Origin of the sequence: Lunatibacter salilacus, from assembly GCF_009797935.1 — a bacterium.
GTDB lineage: Bacteria > Bacteroidota > Bacteroidia > Cytophagales > Cyclobacteriaceae > Lunatibacter > Lunatibacter salilacus.
In genome coordinates this window covers 139,916-158,964 of record NZ_VOLC01000012.1, presented here as the reverse complement: position 1 = coordinate 158,964, position 19,049 = coordinate 139,916, and the positions used below count along the sequence as shown (strand labels likewise).

The following is a 19,049-nucleotide window of genomic DNA, read 5'->3' as shown; positions in this document are numbered from 1 at the left end:
TATATCACCTAAAATCGACGCCATTTCAGAATACGAACTCCAATAGGGTCCATAAATTTTTTCGGTTTTTGACAAAAGAAACAAATCAAATACAGCGTCTACAATCCCTTCTTTGGAATCCCTGCCACAGGTTTTTTCGTGGGTAAAAATAACTCCATGAAATCTTTCCTCAAAATGGGCTTCGATAGCAGGGTCATCGGTTGCAAGAAAAAACCGGTGTCGGATTCCTTTTTGATATTTTCTAAAATTTTATTTTCATACAAATAAAGTGGACTAATTGCAATTGAAATAATATTATCCGTTCTTCGGTTGTGGATGCCAATCATGTGCTTTTTAAATCCAAGTAGCTCCCTATTAATAGTTGAGGTGATTTCGTCCGTCGGCACAAAAGACTGAACGCCCTCTAAATTCGGATTAATATTGCTATCTGAAAAATTACCTTTACAAGTTCAAGAAAATTGTCAATTTAGATGTTTAAATTTATCGTTGACTAATTTATCAATGACGGTCACGATTTCATTCGAAGGTTAACCTAGCCTATGATAACTCCAAATTTCAGGCCACCTGAATTAATTGGGATAAAAAAGATTTTTTTCATACTTTACGGCCTATTTAATAAACCTGAATCAATTGACATGAGAGAACCTAAAAATCATCCGGAAGGAAATTCCCGGAGAAAATTCATTAAAAATGCCGCCATTGCTTCTTCAGTTATGATCGTACCGAGACATGTTCTTGGAGGGGTTGGATTTATTGCTCCCAGTGATCAGTTAAATTTGGCAGCGATCGGTGCTGGGGGAAAAGGTGCCAGCGATATAAAAAATGCCTCCGTAAATGGTCGGGAAAGGGTAGTTGCACTTTGCGATGTGGATTTTTCGGGTTCCGCTTCACGTTCTGTTGAAAACTTCCCCAATGCCAAGCGATACGCAGATTACCGGGAGATGCTGGACAAGGAAAAAGACATTGATGCGGTTACCATTTCCACCCCCGATCATGTTCATGGCCCCGCTGCGGCTTATGCCATGCAAAGAGGCAAGCATGTCTACGTGCAAAAGCCTATGACCCACAATATCCGGGAGGCTAGATTGCTGACCGAAATGGCCAGAACGGAAAAAATAGTCACTCAAATGGGAAATCAGGGCGGCTCAAATCCTCTACATAAATTGGTTCAGGGTTGGATTGATTCCGATAAGTTGGGCAAAATCGCCAAAGTACAGGTTTGGACAAACCGCCCCGTTTGGCCACAGGGAGGGCCAATGCCAGATCCTGATGCCAGCAAAAAGCCGGATGATCTTGCCTGGGATTTATGGTTAGGACCTGCTCCGTACAAACCGTACACGCCCAATATGCATCCCTTTAACTGGAGAGGCTGGTGGGATTATGGTACCGGTGCATTGGGTGACGTTGGATGCCATCTAATTGATATACCATTCCGTTCCCTCGGCTTAAAATACCCAACAGATGCCGAATGCAGCGTAGGTGCAGTTTACTCCAACATGTGGACAGCGGATTATAATCCTGAAGGATGCCCGGCAGCTTCATTTATTACGCTTCATTTTGATGAGACTCCCAAAAGCAAATCTCGGATAGAAATGACATGGAGTGATGGAGGTATCCGTCCTTCCCATCCTGACATCATCCCTGCCGATCACGACATTGGGGGGACAAATAGCGCCAACGGTGTGTTGATTATCGGAGAAAAAGGGATTATCTCTACCAATATAAATGATAGCTCACCGATGATGCCCAAACTTTATTTGAATGATGGCACAACAGAATTTGGCCCCGAGGTGGGCAGTGTGGATGAACCGGAATATGGGCATCAACGCCTTTGGGTAGATGCCTGTAAGGCTGGTTTCAACAGCAAAGAACATAAAGCACTTACCTCCTCATTTGACTACGCAGGTCCAATGACTGAAACGGTGTTAATGGGTAATTTAGCGATTCGTAGCTATATGCTCCGAAGGGAAAACAGCAAAGGTCAGAATGAATTCTTTGCCCGCAAAAAAATGCTTTGGGATGGGGAAAACATGCGAATCACCAACCTGGAGGAGGCAAACCAGTTTGTGGGTAGAACCTACAGGAAAGGTTGGGAGGTATAAATACCGACTGATTTGGGTACTTTCAATCAAGGGGTAAAGGACAAAAAAATTGAGTGTAAGATTTGAATCTAAATTCAAACCCATTTTCCCACAGATTGATTTGATATAAAAAAGCAAAGAGGGCATAAATGGCCCTCTTTGCTTTTTTCCATTTCTGGAATATATCGATAATCTCAATTTGTTTTTAATTTAATCGGTAAAAAAGGGAAGTATTTCATATGAGATTTTTTGGAAAGCAACTATTGAAATCCCGACACATATTAGATACTATAATCAGTTTTAATGGGTTTCAAATAAAAATGATTTATTGGCTCTTGCCCTCAAACAAATCCCTTCCCAATGTAAGTGCCCTGATTTTTGCATTGGCAATAGAGCGCTTTAGCATCCAAAATCCACAATCAGGATGGATGTATCGAATTCGGTGTTCCCCTAACACGTTAGCTGCATGTTCCAGTCTTTGGGCAATCAGGTCCGGGGTTTCCACCACTGTGGATTTAATGTCCACCACTCCACCAATCCCATTCCTATGCCTATTCCGGTCTTAAATCTTTGAAATATTCCAACTCTTTGTATCCCCATTTCCCAAAGGCTGGACAAAGTATTCAATCATGCCGTTTGTTTAAGGATGGTTAATATCAAATCGGTACAGTTCGCCATCTGCTATCACATCTATCCCCGCTAGTTCTTGGGTTTTCATTACGACCATGGTCGCATCTTCTAGTGCCTGCTGACTTGGACTTGCTTGAAGTCAGTCCAACATTGGGTAAGAACCTACTGATGTAGTTTTTATCATGCAAGTTTTGAGTTTAATCCTGTCAATTATATGTTGTCTGTCTTTCAGATACCGTATAAATTTACAATTTTCTTCTTAAATACTTTTTCGACTTCGCCTAAAAAAACTAAACCAGTAAATATATCGCTAGTTTGTCAATCATCTGAATCGATTTCTGAAAATATATTTGGTTTATGTTCATATATTTATTGTATAATTATTTCAAGAATTAAGGTGGGTTCTAACATTCGTACTAATAACTAGCAAAAGTTCACATTTATTATTTCCGATGTTTGTTACAATTATCAATTTTACATTAAAACCACCAATACTTTAACTAAAATTTACACATAGTATTGGTTTTATAACAATTCGTAAACAAATAAGATTGCTTTTCAATTTGTGATATTAAATTTTTTATGCCTAATTTTTGGCCTCAAAATCTACTTTTCATTTTTACAGAATCTCATTTAGATAATTATTATGTGTGGAATTGTTGCATACACGGGAAAAAGAGAAGCATATCCCTTGATTTTAAAAGGCCTCAAACGACTCGAATACCGGGGATACGACAGCGCAGGGATAGCACTGGTTAACCAAGGTATACAGGTATATAAAAAAATGGGAAAGGTAGCTGTCTTGGAAGACAGTTTACTGGGAATTTCCCTTTCATCCCAAACGGGCATTGGCCATACACGATGGGCCACTCATGGAGAACCTTCCGACCGCAATGCTCATCCACACCGTTCAAGTAACGGAAAGCTTGCTATGGTTCATAATGGTATCATTGAAAACTATGCGCTATTAAAACAAGAATTGTCTAACAAGGGATATCAGTTTGATAGTGATACGGATACGGAGGTTTTGTTAAAGTTTATAGAAGACATCCACATACATCATGCCGGTTCATTGGAAGAGGCTGTTAGGATTGCACTTCGGAGAGTGGTGGGAGCTTATGTGATCATTATAGTCGATGAAGATGATCCCGAAACATTGATTGCGGCCAGAAAAGGAAGCCCCTTGGTTATTGGCATTGGAAAAGGGGAACATTTTCTGGCTTCCGATGCGTCACCTATTATTGAATATACCAAGGAAGTGGTGTACATCAACGATTACGAGGTAGCGATCGTCAAACCTGACGAATTAATCCTGAAAAATCTGGGCAATGAGCGAATTACTCCTTTTATTACGCAACTTGACATGGAGTTGGCGGCAATTGAGAAAGGCGGGTTCGATCATTTCATGCTTAAGGAAATCTTTGAACAGCCAGTAAGTGTATACGATTGCCTTAGGGGAAGACTGGATGCCCAGTTGGGAACCATCCGAATGGGGGGAGTAGACCCACACCTGGATAAATTAACTAATGCAAATAGAATCATTATTATCGCATGTGGAACCTCATGGCACGCCGGGTTGGTAGCCGAATATGTGTTGGAAGAACTATGCCGGATCCCTGTGGAAGTGGAATATGCCTCGGAGTTTCGCTACAGAAACCCCGTCATCAGGGAAGGGGACGTGATTATTGCCATTTCGCAGAGCGGTGAAACAGCAGATACCCTAGTAGCAATAGATATGGCCAAAAAGCAAAAAGCGTTCATCTTTGGTGTAGTCAATGTGGTAGGTTCAAGCATTTCGCGCCAATCGGATGCCGGTGCCTACACCCATGCTGGCCCTGAGATTGGCGTAGCATCCACAAAAGCCTTCACTGCGCAACTGGTGGTGTTAATGATGATTGCCCTCAAGGTCGGTTACGCTAAAAAAAGTATTGATAAGGTCCGGTTCCTTCACTTAATTAATGAACTTAACGAAGTCCCTGAAAAAATAAACTTTATACTCCAATCAGCGGAAAACATTCAAGCTTTGGCTGAAAAATATAAAGATGCCAGGGACTTTCTTTATTTGGGTCGAGGGTATAATTTTCCCATCGCTCTGGAAGGTGCGTTGAAATTAAAGGAAATATCATATATTCATGCAGAGGGATATCCGGCAGCCGAAATGAAACATGGTCCAATTGCATTGGTAGACGAATCCTTGCCAGTTGTTTTTGTTGCCACTAAAGACGCTTACCACGAAAAAATAATGAGCAACGCACAAGAAATCAAAGCAAGAAAAGGAAAGGTCTTAGCAGTAATATCAGAAGGCGATGTTGAGTTTATCTCCATCGCGGATGATGTGATGGTGGTTCCTGTTGCTGATGAACTGATAGCCCCTCTGCTAAGTGTGGTACCGCTTCAGCTATTGGCGTATTATATCGGTTTGGCAAAGGGGCTGGATGTGGATAAACCACGAAACTTGGCCAAATCAGTCACTGTAGAGTAATTTTTTTACCCCGAAATACTATGAACCAAATCAAAAGATCTCCCCTATCCACGTTGGGTTACAATTTTGTTCCTTCCGAATTCCTTCCTGAGGGTGAAGACGAATATTACCTTCGAAACAAACAAAACAGAAGCGGGACAAACCACCGTCAGCTAAATGCCTTGGAAATAGAGATTTTGGTCAGAAACCGCAACCAATCTGATGACTGGAATAAGCTATTGGTTGCGGAAGATTTTAGTCCGGAACTGGTTAAAAACTGCAAGTTTTTCGGCCTGGTCCGCATCGGAAAACTGGAACCCTGTTACCTGGAGTACCACAATCTACGAATGCCGGTAGGCCTTTATAACAGTACGATCATTAGTTGTGATCTCGGAGACAACGTTGTAATTGACAATGTACACTATCTTTCCCACTATATTTTGGGAAATGAAGTGATTTTGGTAAATGTCAATGAAATGTCCACTACAAATTATGCGAAATTTGGCAATGGTATTGTTAAGGAGGGAGAAGACCCTTCCATCCGAATATGGTTGGAATTATGCAATGAGAACGGAGGCAGACGGGTACTGCCTTTTAGTGGAATGTTGCCGGCGGATGCCTGGATTTGGTCTAGGTACCGGACAGATCAACAACTCCAAGAAAAGCTCCTTGAGCTTACACAAAATCGATTTGACCATAAAAGGGGGTACTATGGAAAAGTAGGAGACCGATGTATTATCAAAAACTGCCTTATAATCAAGGATGTGTGGATCGGTTCCGATGCCTATATTAAAGGGGCAAACAAACTCAAGAATCTAACGATACATTCCCTACCTGACGCTACCTGTCAGATCGGAGAGGGTTGCGAATTGGTCAATGGAATTATCAGTGAGGGATGCAGGGTTTTTTATGGGGTGAAGGCGGTTCGGTTTGCCATGGCCTCCCACTCCCAATTGAAATATGGAGCCCGCTTGATAAACTCTTATTTAGGAAGCAATTCCACCATATCATGTTGTGAGGTGCTCAATTCCCTAATCTTTCCGGCACATGAGCAGCACCATAACAACTCGTTTCTATGTGCCGCCCTACTGATGGGACAAAGTAATATGGCAGCGGGGGCTACCGTAGGCTCAAATCACAATTCTAGGGGGGCTGATGGAGAATTTGTAGCTGGTAGAGGCTTTTGGCCGGGTCTCTGTGTCAGTTTAAAGCATAATTCAACCTTTGCTACATTCAACATTTTGGCTAAAGGAGATTATCCCGCTGAGTTGCATATACCCCTGCCCTTTTCTCTTATTAGCCATCAAGTTCATCTGAATAGGATTCAGGTAATGCCCGGGTACTGGTTTTTGTACAACATGTATGCGTTGGCACGAAATGCCTGGAAATACAAAGACAGGGATAAACGGATAGAAAAAATCCAGCATTTAGAATATGATTACCTGGCACCGGACAGCATTCAGGAAATATATGAAGGACTTGCAATTCTGGCCAAGGCTACTGGAATTTCATTCTTAGCCCAAGATGAGGATCCTTCGGGCTATGCTTTTGACCACCCAGCCGAACTGGGATCCGCCTTGTTGGGTAATCAGGATCCTCGGGTTGGGTGGGTTGAGATCTTGGTTCACGGCTGGGAAAACAGCAAGCGGCCAATCCAGCTGATAAAAGTACAGGACGCTTGGAATACCTACCATCGCCTGCTGGTCTTCTATACCGTGTCTACGGTATCAGAATTATTCGGCGTGAATGAAACCACAGATTGGGATGAGCTTTATGCATTGATTCCAGAAGAGACGATTAAATGGGAATGGAAAAATGTTGGTGGTCAATTGATGCCCTCCGGTGTCCTTTCCAATCTAATTTCAGAAATTAAGGACGGGAGCCTCCCGGATTGGGATCATATTCATAGTCAATATTCCCAACTTGCAACTGAATACCCGACTTGGAAAGTCCAGCATGCTTTTCAGTGCCTGCTGGCGGCGAAAGGCTTAACGAAAGGATTGTTTGATCAAAACCACTGGGACGATTTTATCACAGATGCCATCCACACCCGAAAATGGCTGTCGGATCAGGTGTTTGTTTCCAGACAAAAGGACTATATGAATCCATTCAGAAACATGGTCTACGAAAGCGATGAGGAAAGAGACATTGTGCTTGGAGCTTTGGAAGATAATAGTTTTATACAGCAGGAAAAAAGAGATTGTAAGACATTTATCAAGCGATTGGAAAGTATAAAGATGCCAAAAGCATCCTAACTCTTTTATCTCTAAACACCATTAGCGTTCTCTGTATGCCTTATAGGTAAGTTGGTTCACATAAAACTGACTGCATTACCCCCCAGTTTCCTGTTCAAGTTATACTATTTTATAAAAGCGGCATCTCCACAAAGAAAGTAGTTCCTTTACCTTCCTTACTTTCAAACCAAATACTACCCTCATGTGCTGTTACAATTTGCTTGGATATGGCTAATCCCATCCCATACGGGGTTTCACCGGCAGTGCCAACCCGCTTGCTGTTAGTAAACAATTCAAATACAGAATCTTTGATTTTGTCAGGAATACCTATTCCCATATCCTTCACAGTTATTAATGCTTTGTTTTGATTGCCCGACAATCGGACGGAAATTAATCCTCCAATTTCACTGAATTTGATGGCATTGGCTATTAAATTACTCATTACCCTCCACATTTTTTCCCTACTTACAAGGGCAGTCAGAGGAACAGTTTCCACGACAATTTTTTGTTGCTTTTCATCCGCCCTATGGCGTAACAAATCCACGCAGTAATGAATCATCCTTTCCAAATCTACTGATTCCTTTTTAATCCCTTCGGAGCCTCGGTTTACCTGCATCATTTCTGAAACAAGGTTCAGGGAGTTATCTCCGGATAGTTTGATATGCTCCAACAATGTTCGGTCCTCGTCCGACCAATTTTCGCTTTCAAGCAACACGTCAGCGATCATTGTCATACTGGATATTGGGCTCCTCAAGTCATGGGCTACCATGTGCATCATTTTGGAATTTTCCGCCTGGCTCTGCTCCAAAGCACCCAAAGCATCCTGCAATTCGATATTTTGTTTACTGATTTGCTTATTTATTAGCCGATGTCTTTTCAAGTGGTACCAGACTGCAATCAAAAAACCAAATGCAATCAGGGTAATGACTACTGAACCCATGAGGTAAAGTTTTTTCATGTCATTAGCCCTCGTTATATTAGCTAGTTGCAGTTGTTGCTCAGTACTCCGGAATGATTCCTCCATATCCAAATATCTGGATTCCGTAGCTTTCAATTCTGAAACTTTATAAAGTTCCAGGAAAGCAAGTAAATCCCTGTAAGCCGAATCAATGGTATTGTTGCTATCGTAATAGTGCCATCTTAAATTGTAAAATCGACTGAGAATATTTTCATAATGCTCGTTTTTGACTTCTATATTTTTTATGGAAACATCCAGCTTTTGAATTACGTCCAACGCATTCTCCGGCTGGTTCAATTTAAGGTAAAGATTCCCCAATTTGATTTTAGCAGTGCGGGCGTCGGGAATATCATAACCGGGACGGTCGTTGATCTGAATGCTTTCCTGTAAGGCCTTTTCTGCTTTCTCCACTTCTCCCATTTCCGCAAACACGCCTCCAATATTCCCCAATACCACCCCTCTGGCCACTTCTACAAAATTTGATTCAGCCTGAAAGGACGACTGTGGATAAACAATTTTCTTGGAGGCAATAAAATCAAGAGCAGTTTCATAATAATGGACTGCACTATCCAACTCCTCCAATTTTTCGAAGGCCAGGGCAATAGTATTCCAATACATTTGGGGATCTTTGACAGAAACGACAAAACCCGAACCGGAAGGACATTGCAAAACTTCATCCAACGCCCGTTTGACGTAAATAATTGCTTCTTGGTACTCTCGTTGGTTGTATTTAAACAATCCTAACTGATAGGTCAAATCTGCCGTTTGGCATGGCGGCAGGCGTTGTCTCGCAAACTCCCTTCCTTCATAATAGTTTTTGAAAGCTTCAGAAAATCTTTTATTCGCTTTCAGGACATCCCCTTTTACGAAATAATTCTTTGCAAATTCGGCTTGATAGATATGCTCTTTACCTTTCAACGCATAATTCATACTGTCCTTATATCGATCTGCCATTTCAAGGTCCGATACGTAGTTAAGGTAATACCTCGCTAAATGAAAATACCTATTCCACTCTTCCAAGGGTTGTATGTCTTCCATTTCAGCATATGCTGAATCCAAATAGGCCAGCGAATTGGCATAATGTCCAGAATTTAAGAGCCGGTTAACATTCTCGTAAATCAGATAAATTTCCGGTCGCATGTCTTGGTATTTTTGATTGTCAGACGTACAAGACCATGCCAATGACAAAATTAAAAATAAAAGCAAAAAACGTATTAACCGCATAGCACAAAATGACCCAATTGAAAAGTGTTAATATTGCAATGCTAAAGTTAGCGAAAAAAATGAAATATAATGGCGCTGGCACCTATAAACCAAAATACGGGCCAATCTAGGAGTAAAACAGGCAGGGGTAAACGATCCCCCGCCGTTTAATTCTCTATTTACATCTACTTTCAATGCTGTTAATTTTACCATAAAGACAAAATTATCCTTTGTACCCTTTTACCTTCCAACCCCTTCTATATTTTCTCGAAAGGTGTTTCTCTGCAGCCGGAAGATTAGCTATTTTCATTGTCTTTGCATCCCATTGTAAGATTTTTCCAGGTTCCTTTAAAGCTACCGTTCCTAAAATTATCGCCTCAGTCATTGGACCGGATTGGGCGAAATGACTTTCGGTATTAGTCTTACCGAGGCAGGCATCAATAAAGTGATGATAATGATCCCGGTCTGTTAATTTTGGTGCACGTACCTGTTTAAATTTCTCTTCAGGTAATAAAACAGGCATTTTTGTATGAGGGATCAACAAGGCTCCGTTAGTACCGACAAGCATAGCTGATTCGGCTGGGTAATCTTCCACGGAAAACAACTTTCTGACTTCTTCGGGTGGATAAAACTCCCCATCGAACCATTCAACTTTTAACTCACTTTCCGCTGTCATTTCGTTACCTGGAAACATCCAGGTGATGTGGTTGGACTGCGGCCATGTATCTCCCATCCGCTCAGGGGATGCCTGCCAGGAATCCTGTACACGTGCTGTGACTGAAACAGGATCCTTAAGCCCCATACCTTTCCAAACCGCGTCGAAAATATGGCAGCCGATATCCCCAGACCATCCCGTCCCAAAGTCTTGCCACGCTCTCCATTTTGAAGGATGGTAGATTGTGGGAGCATATTCCCGCATAGGTGCAGTGCCTACCCATAAATCCCAGTCAAGGGTAGCTGGTGGCGTTTCCCCCTTTTCAGGTCTTGGACCTTTGAACCGGTAAGCTTCCGTTGCTCCAGGGCGATTTGAGCATAGATAAACTTGCTTGATTTTTCCTATATGTCCTTCTTTTATCCACTGAACGGCAGTACGGTCTCCTAATCCGGAGGCATGCTGCGTACCCAATTGGCTGACTATACCTGCATTGTTTGCTGCTATGGTCAAGGCTCTCACCTCAGCCACATCATGACACATTGGCTTTTGACAATAGACGTGCTTACCCATTTTGATAGACTCAAACGCAATGGCAAAATGGTTGTGATCCGGTACACTAACATTGATGGAATCAAAATTCGCTGATTCATTTTTCAACAGCTCCCGCCAATCTGTATATGTTTTTGCATTGGGTAATGCATCGGACGCCCGCTTCAGATGATTGGCATCCACGTCACAAATAGCCACTATTTCAGCCTCTGGGTGGGACATAAACCGGTTTAAATCATGCCAGCCCATACCTCCCACGCCCACTGCAACATGGCGGACTTTGCCGGGTAATTTTGAAGCTACTGCCTGATGGGAAAAAATTAAGGGTGCGGTTATTCCTGCTAAAGCCGCTTTTTGAAGAAATTTCCTTCTGGAAATATCAGAAATGTCTTTTTTCATGATGTTTTGTACGGGTTGATTGTAAATTGTTTGAGAAATATAAAAAGAATATTTCCTAACATAGGTAAATCCTAAAAGTAATATTCCAGAATTCCACCAACGGCATCGAAAAATAAAACCATTTGATAAGATCTACCTTCATTTTTCTGTCAAAGGGTTAAAAAGTTCAACGTTAATTGTAAAAAATTATGCAAATGACCCTATCCAATCTGTTCTACTTCTAATGTAGAATCACTTGATTAAGCTGATAAAATTCTATAGCTTTCCCACATGTGGAAGAAAAGTAATTTGGCAATCTTACTTGGTGTCTTTTCAATGGCAATCTGGATAACGGCCCTTACATTGACCTTTTTTCAGATTTATCCGTTGGCAAAGTTAGCTGCCTTCTTGGGAATCGTCGGATTTTTAATCCTAATTCAATTTTCGTCAACGGTGAAAGGATTTTCATTCACCGCATGGGTTCTGGCTGCGGTTGGCATGGCGTTGATGTATCCACACCACATCACTGTCTTTTTAGGCTTTTCTACTGAGGATTGGATAGTACCATTAATTCAGTTGATCATGTTTGGGATGGGAACTACAATGGGAATCACCGATTTTTATGGTATTCTACGCATGCCAAAAGGAGTTTTGATTGGTTTGGGATGTCAATTCACCATCATGCCGATTTTAGCAGTCATTTTGGCCAATGTTTTTGGCTTTCCGCCAGAAATTGCGGCTGGTGTAATTTTAATTGGGTCTTCCCCAAGTGGGGTTTCCTCCAACATCATCACCTATTTGGCTAAAGGAAACCTGCCCTTGTCCATCACGCTGACCTCTTTTACCACCTTACTGGCCCCACTTGTTACCCCATTGCTAATGAAATACTTAGCTGGTCACTACATTTCACTTGACTATATGAGTATGATGTATGGCATTATCAAGATGCTTTTTATACCTGTTATTTTAGGAATTTTGGTAAACCGTTTGTTGCGCACTAGGGCAACTTGGATACAAAAGGCCATGCCAGGAGTCGCCATGGGTGCCAATGTGCTAATCATAGCCATTATCATCGCAGTAGGAAGGGACAGTCTCCTGACATTAGGAATAGCCTTGCTGCTTGGTGCCATCATTCATAATGCCATTGGGTTTTTGTTGGGTTATTGGAGCTGCAGATTTCTTGGAATGAGTAAAATTGATTGCCGTACCATTGCCATTGAAGTGGGTATGCAAAACGGAGGTATGGCAGCAGGAATTGCGTCGGATATGGGCAAAGCCGCCACAATGGGGCTATTTCCTGCTATATTTGGTACCTGGATGGATATATCAGGTTCGTTTCTCGCCAATTTATGGAGAAAATCCCTTCCTAAAACTGTCCAACCACTCAAAGATTCCAAATGAACATAAGAACCTATTCACCCATTCCAAACAACCCTGCTCGTACGTTTTTAAAATCAAAGTAAACTGGATTAACTGCGGTAGCACCCGGACTGTCTACAGAAATCATCACGGATGCAATTGGCTCATAAGCAGCTTTCGGAGCTATAGCCCCTTTCACTACAATGATTTTTTGCCTTTCCACATATACTCCGTTTGAAATTAGCTGATGGGCACTGTTTGGGCTGGAAGGACGGGTTGTGAGCAATACCAAATTGGGATCATCCAAGGTTGAACCATCGAGTTGAATTACCGCTGTCTTTCCCATATTCCAGTATCTACCACCCCCATGCCGAACCTCTGTTTCCAAGTATTGACCAACATGAAGGGATCGGACATGTCCGGTTATGGGCACTGGCTTCCCGTGTTGGTTATCCATCTTCCCTCCCACATCAAATGAAAAATCATTACCTACTCCCGCATTTTCAGCCACCTCATACCCCTGCTCGTCAAAAATGACAACCACAAACCCCGCTGCCCCCTGATTCATCAATTCTTCCAAAAGAAATGTACTGTCTCCCGTAGAGCCACCGCCTATATTATCTCCCTGATCAATCAAAACCACCGGCCTTCCCTGATGTTCCATAGCCATTTGAACGGCTTGTGCAGGGTTGGGTAAATTCAGTCTGGTTCTTTCCCGGGACTCCCACATCATTCCCGCAAGCCTGTTTGCCTCCCTTTCCGCGAGCTTTGGATTATTATCCGTAACTACTATCACTGCAGGTCCCATCCAAGGGACATCGGCATATTGATAGCCACCGACCACACTCACCGCTAATACCTCTGATTGATATTCCAGTTCCTTGCTCGCCGTTGTAATGGGAAGTAGAGGTTCTGAAAACGTGTGCTGAAAAACAATATTATAAACCATTGGTGGCTTGACCAGAAATTGGGTGGGTTTAACTTCTCCCCGCACGATCTTAGCCATGATGTTCACCGCTTGCACCCCCCTATCATACGTATCAACATGCGGATTCTCCTTGTAAACAATAAGCACATCCGAAAGCTCCACCAATTCAGGTGTAATATTGGCGTGAAAATCCAAGTTAACGACAATTGGCATTGCCGGGCCAAAGGCCTCCCGGACCCTCCTTACTATTTCCTCATCTCCACTAAAATGGGATTCCACCACCATGGCACCGTGCAGGTTAAGTAAAATGCCCTCAAGCTTCGGTCCTGACTTAAGTTGATCAATCATGGCACTTACCAACTTATCAAAAGCGGCATCCGTGACAGGCCCATCCGGCCGGGCACTTGCCAAAAGCGCAGGATACAGCTCAATTCCCTCCGTTTTTGCACCCGCTATATAGCCGGAGCTAACGGTTTTGGCATTTTCCAAGGAGAAAAAACGGGCTTTTCGTTCAGTCTCAGCCATTTCCAAATCCACACCAAACGCATCAAAGTCCGTCTTCTGTAAGCTAAATGAATTTGACTCATGGGATACACCTCCCACCCCTATTACGGGATTTTGTTGTGCAAGAATACGCTGCCCCACGAGCAGTGTGAAAATAATAAATGCAAACACCGAGAAAATTGAAGATTTATTGATCATAGGAAACCAATCTTTAATGGAAAATAATTACTTTTAATACACCATATTAAAAGTAGTTATTTTTAGCAATTATATGTGTTTTAACAAGTAAATTTATTTATTAGTTATTCTTAATTCCATAAATTGTCAGAAATACAACAGTTGAACACGAACATGAACTAACACCGCAGTCGAAACATGCTGGCTGTCATCCTTTAAAACATATCCCCATGAAATCGAGCATGAGGAAAACCTCACACGGTGGGATGGTTATCAAAGCGAGATTCCATCTGACCTTTGAAAAACAAAAAATAAACAGATGAAATCGAGCATGACGCAAGCGACGCACGGAGGGATGATTATAATTGCGAGATTCCATGTGGCCATTAAAAAACAATTATAAACACATGAAATCGAGCATGACGAAAACGTCACACAGTGGGATGATTATCATAGCGAGATTCCATCTGACCATTAAAAAACAAAAAATAAACAGATGAAAAGAAGAGAAATTTTGAAATATGTAAGTTTAGCCCCGGTAGCGGCATCTTTTACCACGTTTCTTCCAATCGACTCCGATGCAAAAACAGCTAGGCAGGCTTCTTCTCACCGAAGCCCAAAAAGGATAGCAGCCATCTTAACGGAATATCGACCAAATTCCCACGCCGATGTTATAGTTGGCAAATACTTGGAAGGTTTTAACCAGGATCAAAATCCACCTTACCCCCAGTCCAAAATTGTATCGATGTTTACTGAACAAGTTCCTGAAAACGATATGAGTAGGAAAATGGCTGCGAAATACAATGTTCCGATCTTCAGGACGGTATCAGAGGCACTTACTTTGGGAGGAGATAGCCTGGAGGTTGACGGTGTGCTGCTAATTGGTGAGCATGGGGATTACCCTATGAATGACAAAGAGCAAAAGCTTTACCCAAGGTTTGAAATGTTTTTAAAAATTACGGATGTGTTTCGGGAAACAGGGAAATCAGTACCTGTATTTAATGACAAGCACCTATCCTGGAGTTGGAGGCAGGCCAAACGGATGGTAAGTATATCTAGGGAACTAAATTTCCCCATGATTGCAGGGTCTTCCGTTCCGGTTGCATGGCGTATTCCTGCAATAGACACGCCTTTTGGCATTCGGCAAACTCATGCGGTCGCTATTTCATACAGTGGATTGGACATTTATGGCTTTCATGTATTGGAATCTTTGCAAGCGGTAGTGGAACGCAGGAAGGGTGGAGAAACAGGGGTGCGATCTGTCCAATGCTTTGAGAATGACGCTTGCTGGGATTTCATGGCAAACAACGCCTGGGTATCCCGATTATTTGAAGCCGCTATTTCGAATAGCCTGACTAAAAAACAGGGAGACATAAAATCGTTAGTCCCCACTCCTACCGTATTCGTGATAGAATATTCTGACGGACTATTGGCAGCAGCGTTCCTGATGACCGGGCTTGTTGAGGATTTTACCGTAGCCGTGGATGTGGTTGACCAAGATCAACCCTACGCAACACTTATGCGCCTTCAACCCGGAAAACCGCACCACCATTTTGGCTGTCTCGTCAAGAACATAGAACAGCTCTTTGAAACAGGAATTCCTCCATATCCTGTGGAACGCTCCCTTTTGACAAGCGGCATATTGGATTTTGCCCTCGAATCACGATTTAAGGGGTACAAAAAACTGCGCACCCCCGAGCTTGCAGCAGTTAGTTACGAACCTTCCAAAACTTCATCATTTTGTTCACAGGGTTGGGATGAGCACGGCAAAAGATTGGATTAGTTTCTTCAAATTTTTAAAGTATGCTACAAAGACCGAATATACATTACCAGTGACCGAATATCATTTTCAGTAAGGACACCCAGAAAAGAGGGCATTCCCTCGTCAAACCCTTTGACTATTTTTTCACTGGGTGCCACAATGGATTCTTTAAGATACGCTTCGTCGGCAACGGCTGAAGATCCGTCACTAAATTCCCTTTCCGACCCGAATATTCGCTGCATCCCGGGGCCAATTTTTCCATCGTTATTGCCATCAATAGAATGGCAAGCAATGCAATTCATCTTTGTGTATAGGTCCTTTCCATGGTCTAGAGTAGGTATTACATCTTCAATATTGGAAACGGTAGAAATATCGGAGGATGCAAGAAGCCGGTTGAAATCTACTTCCTTAAAGCCTTCCGACAGTAGGTTAGGTGCGGCAATATCGTTTACTGTCAACCAAAGCTTATCATTAATATCCATCCCTAATGTGCTCATGAGCGTGTATCCGATTTCCATCTGTTGGACTTCTGTCATCATTGGTATGACCAAGAAAATGGCCTTTTTATCTTCCGATAGCTGCACATCCAAAATCGGAAGCTGTTCTTCTCCATTGTCACCATCCAATTTGAAATGACCCGACCCGTATTTTTGAGTGCGCAGGTAATTCCATCTTTTTACCGAGTAATTAGCAGGATTTAGCGCAACAGCTTCCTGTAGTTCAGTGGCAAAGCGGATCATTATTCCTGCATCCCTCGCCTGAAACTTTTCCGGAAGATGGCTTTCTTTTCCGGTGTAACGTAGACGTAACATCGCACTGAGCATCTCGGAGTTATGACCCCAAAGCGAAAAACCGGTAATATACATCAACCCGTCTCCCGGGTTCATGTCGGCTTTCATCGTAGGAGCGGGAAAATCAGCATCAATAACCGTAACCGCTCCCTGAAGTGCCTTTCCCGTATCGTCTACCAACACCTGAAACAATCCTGGCCTACCATAGGAAAGGTGAACCAACTTGCCGTTGAGCGGACCCATTTTATCACTATGCACCCACACCTGACTGACCCCGGATCGGTCCTCCGCATGAGGAATCCATACCAAGGGGGAAGTTATTTCAGGTATTTCCGCACGGTGCGCTGTAGCTGGCACGCCATAGTAATCATCTTGTTTGATTGCCATGATTGGGGTAGAAGGCATATAATGTCCCTGTTGATCAGAACCGGTCAAAAAACCTGTCTTCGGATCAATACCCAAATACGGTCCCCGAAAACCGGAGGCTACTTGGGACATCGCACGCCCATCCGCTGAAATTCTATGAACGGCCCCCCCATGCTGGGATCCAGCACGGAAACCCATAATGGCCTTGGGTGAGGACGTTTCAGGCCCCATATCCAAGGCACCGAATTTGGCTATATAAAAACCACCTGCCGGATCTACAACCATGTCGCTGGCCCATTCCCTGGTTTCAATCGACTGTGCCATCAAATTGGAGAAGTTTTCATAGAAATCTGCCTCCCCGTCACCATTCAGATCGTGAAGGCGGACAATTCCCTCTTTTCCGTATACATAGATCTCTTCGTCTACTACTGCTATGGATTGGGGCTCATAAAACCCTGATGCAAAGCGCTTCCAAGCCAATTTGTCCAGCTTGGCGCTAATCCCATCCAAAATCCATACATCTCCCTCGAACGTGACAACAGCAGCTTTCTTTTTATTGAAAAAAGCCATATCCACCACCCGTACGTTTCTGTTCCAAGGATTAGGAACCGGAAGGGTTAACTTATCCGTGACGAAAAGAGCTGTGTCGGGAGCCAATTGGCCCTTTGTAAGCACCTTTTCTTTCCAGCGGGATTGGCTGCCTCGCTCAACCTTCGGAAAGGAGGTGTCCATTTGCGAAGTGAGTGTCTCGACTTGCTGCTGATTTTCCGAAGCTCCATGCCAGACACCGACCGAAAATTCTCGGGATTTACTATCCGCAGGGATGGAAAGGTATATATAGCGGTTATCTTTGATTAGAATTTCACTTCCAGAGGACGCTCCAGCTACGGAAACAGCAGTTACCAAATTACCATCTTCTCCATGGTAAAGGTAACCAGTATCCCCCTTAACCTCCATCGAAACGCCGTCAGTAACTTCTGCTAAAGCTAGAATCAGCTTGGATTTTGTGGGAGAAAGGTTGAAATTTCTGGTAAATAAGGTTTGTCCATCCTGCTGTACAACTCCCGGATTTTCCAAAACAGAAACGTCATTAACCGTATACGAGAGTACCAATTCATCATCAACCAAATAATGCCCTTCCCATCTTACCTCATCAGCTGCCAATGGCCCCCAGGAAGGTGCATTGGGGTAGGGATTTGCTGGTCGGGGGTCGGTAAAAACAGGTTCCTCTACTGACCATCCCGGATACTGTCCGGTGGCAAAATGGGGCTCCCCTCCTATGCGGGGAATTTTGTTGTTCTTATCATAAAAATTCTTGTAAGAAATCTGGGCCATGGTCACCATGGGTAAGAAATCACCTGTCCATGCAACCGACCAGCGCAACATATCTGGATCAAAACAGGCATAGGCACCGTCTGCCAACCGCATGGCAATAACCCGGGCGGAAATATTGTCTGTGGGAAAACCAGTTCCCAAGTTGCGGGCATCCATTGAGGTTGTAATATACGGGAAATCCGGCTCCACAAAATCAGCAAACTCAACCTGGGTAAAGTCAACAGACTCAATCCGAGGTTCCTCCTTGCAGGAAAATGCTAAAACTAACAGTAAGAAGGATAAACTTAAAAGTGAATATGCCCTCAATTGGGAAGCTTTTTTGATTAGGGATTTGAAAACAGTCATGAAATGCTTTTGGATAATATTGTTTTGCATGCAAATAACAATCAAATAACCAAAATGTAAAGGATAAGTTGAGGTAAGGTGGAAATATAGTTGAAATATGGCCTACGGCTGAAATATTGAAAATAAATATTGGTGGTATTGGATATTTATTGATATTAAAAAGGCTGTAATATAGTGGAAATCGAAGCGTAGTTCCTGAGGAGTGTAGCGGCATGGTCTATGACCGAAATATGCCTACGGCTGAAATATGGAAGAAATATACCTTCGGCGAAATATTGTTGAAATAGAATTGAAATCGGAGTGAGGCGAGATTCCTTAAAAACATTGATATTT

The 19,049-nt window shown here is 42.8% G+C and carries 10 protein-coding genes; 5 read left to right on the top strand and 5 right to left on the bottom strand.

Translation table 11 applies throughout. From position 1 onward, the window contains the following. Positions 1 to 635: 635 nt before the first annotated feature. The gene (locus FQ608_RS16715; protein ID WP_158859397.1) at positions 636 to 2,102 is read left to right on the top strand and encodes a Gfo/Idh/MocA family protein; all 1,467 of its coding nucleotides are present in this window, start codon (positions 636 to 638) and stop codon (positions 2,100 to 2,102) included. Between the two features lie 304 nt (positions 2,103 to 2,406). Here the strand turns inward: FQ608_RS16715 and FQ608_RS27255 are convergent, their stop codons facing one another. Next, complete coding sequence (locus FQ608_RS27255; protein WP_262885516.1) at positions 2,407 to 2,619, bottom strand: hypothetical protein; 213 nt, start codon at positions 2,617 to 2,619, stop codon at positions 2,407 to 2,409. A 738-nt stretch (positions 2,620 to 3,357) separates the two neighbouring features. On the opposite strand from FQ608_RS27255, the gene glmS reads away from it, so the two are divergent. Then, positions 3,358 to 5,193, top strand: coding sequence for a glutamine--fructose-6-phosphate transaminase (isomerizing) (gene glmS, locus FQ608_RS16705; protein WP_158859395.1), 1,836 nt, complete (start codon positions 3,358 to 3,360; stop codon positions 5,191 to 5,193). 20 nt (positions 5,194 to 5,213) lie between these two features. Next, positions 5,214 to 7,427 carry a DUF4954 family protein gene (locus tag FQ608_RS16700; RefSeq protein WP_158859393.1) on the top strand — a complete coding sequence of 738 codons (2,214 nt, stop codon included), beginning with the start codon at positions 5,214 to 5,216 and terminating at the stop codon, positions 7,425 to 7,427. Between the two features lie 109 nt (positions 7,428 to 7,536). Here the strand turns inward: FQ608_RS16700 and FQ608_RS16695 are convergent, their stop codons facing one another. Further along, positions 7,537 to 9,504 (bottom strand): tetratricopeptide repeat-containing sensor histidine kinase, encoded by a 1,968-nt coding sequence (locus FQ608_RS16695; protein ID WP_158859392.1) that lies wholly within the window; start codon positions 9,502 to 9,504, stop codon positions 7,537 to 7,539. 286 nt (positions 9,505 to 9,790) lie between these two features. Next, a complete protein-coding gene (locus tag FQ608_RS16690) occupies positions 9,791 to 11,170 on the bottom strand; it encodes a Gfo/Idh/MocA family protein (RefSeq protein ID WP_158859390.1) in 1,380 nt (459 codons plus the stop codon). Positions 11,171 to 11,440: 270 nt separating this feature from the next. Between FQ608_RS16690 and FQ608_RS16685 the strand changes: the two genes are divergently transcribed. Then, on the top strand, positions 11,441 to 12,550 hold the full coding sequence (locus FQ608_RS16685) for a bile acid:sodium symporter family protein (protein WP_234364240.1): 1,110 nt from the start codon (positions 11,441 to 11,443) through the stop codon (positions 12,548 to 12,550). Positions 12,551 to 12,560: 10 nt separating this feature from the next. On the opposite strand, the gene FQ608_RS16680 is transcribed toward FQ608_RS16685, so the two are convergent. Further along, entirely contained in the window at positions 12,561 to 14,138 is a 1,578-nt protein-coding gene (locus tag FQ608_RS16680) for a M81 family metallopeptidase (RefSeq protein WP_158859388.1), read from the bottom strand. 475 nt (positions 14,139 to 14,613) lie between these two features. Between FQ608_RS16680 and FQ608_RS16675 the strand changes: the two genes are divergently transcribed. Beyond that, positions 14,614 to 15,900: a hypothetical protein gene (locus tag FQ608_RS16675; RefSeq protein ID WP_158859386.1), complete on the top strand. Its 1,287-nt coding sequence runs from the start codon at positions 14,614 to 14,616 to the stop codon at positions 15,898 to 15,900. Positions 15,901 to 15,923: 23 nt separating this feature from the next. Here the strand turns inward: FQ608_RS16675 and FQ608_RS16670 are convergent, their stop codons facing one another. Beyond that, complete coding sequence (locus FQ608_RS16670) at positions 15,924 to 18,716, bottom strand: c-type cytochrome (RefSeq protein WP_158859384.1); 2,793 nt, start codon at positions 18,714 to 18,716, stop codon at positions 15,924 to 15,926. Positions 18,717 to 19,049: the final 333 nt, after the last annotated feature.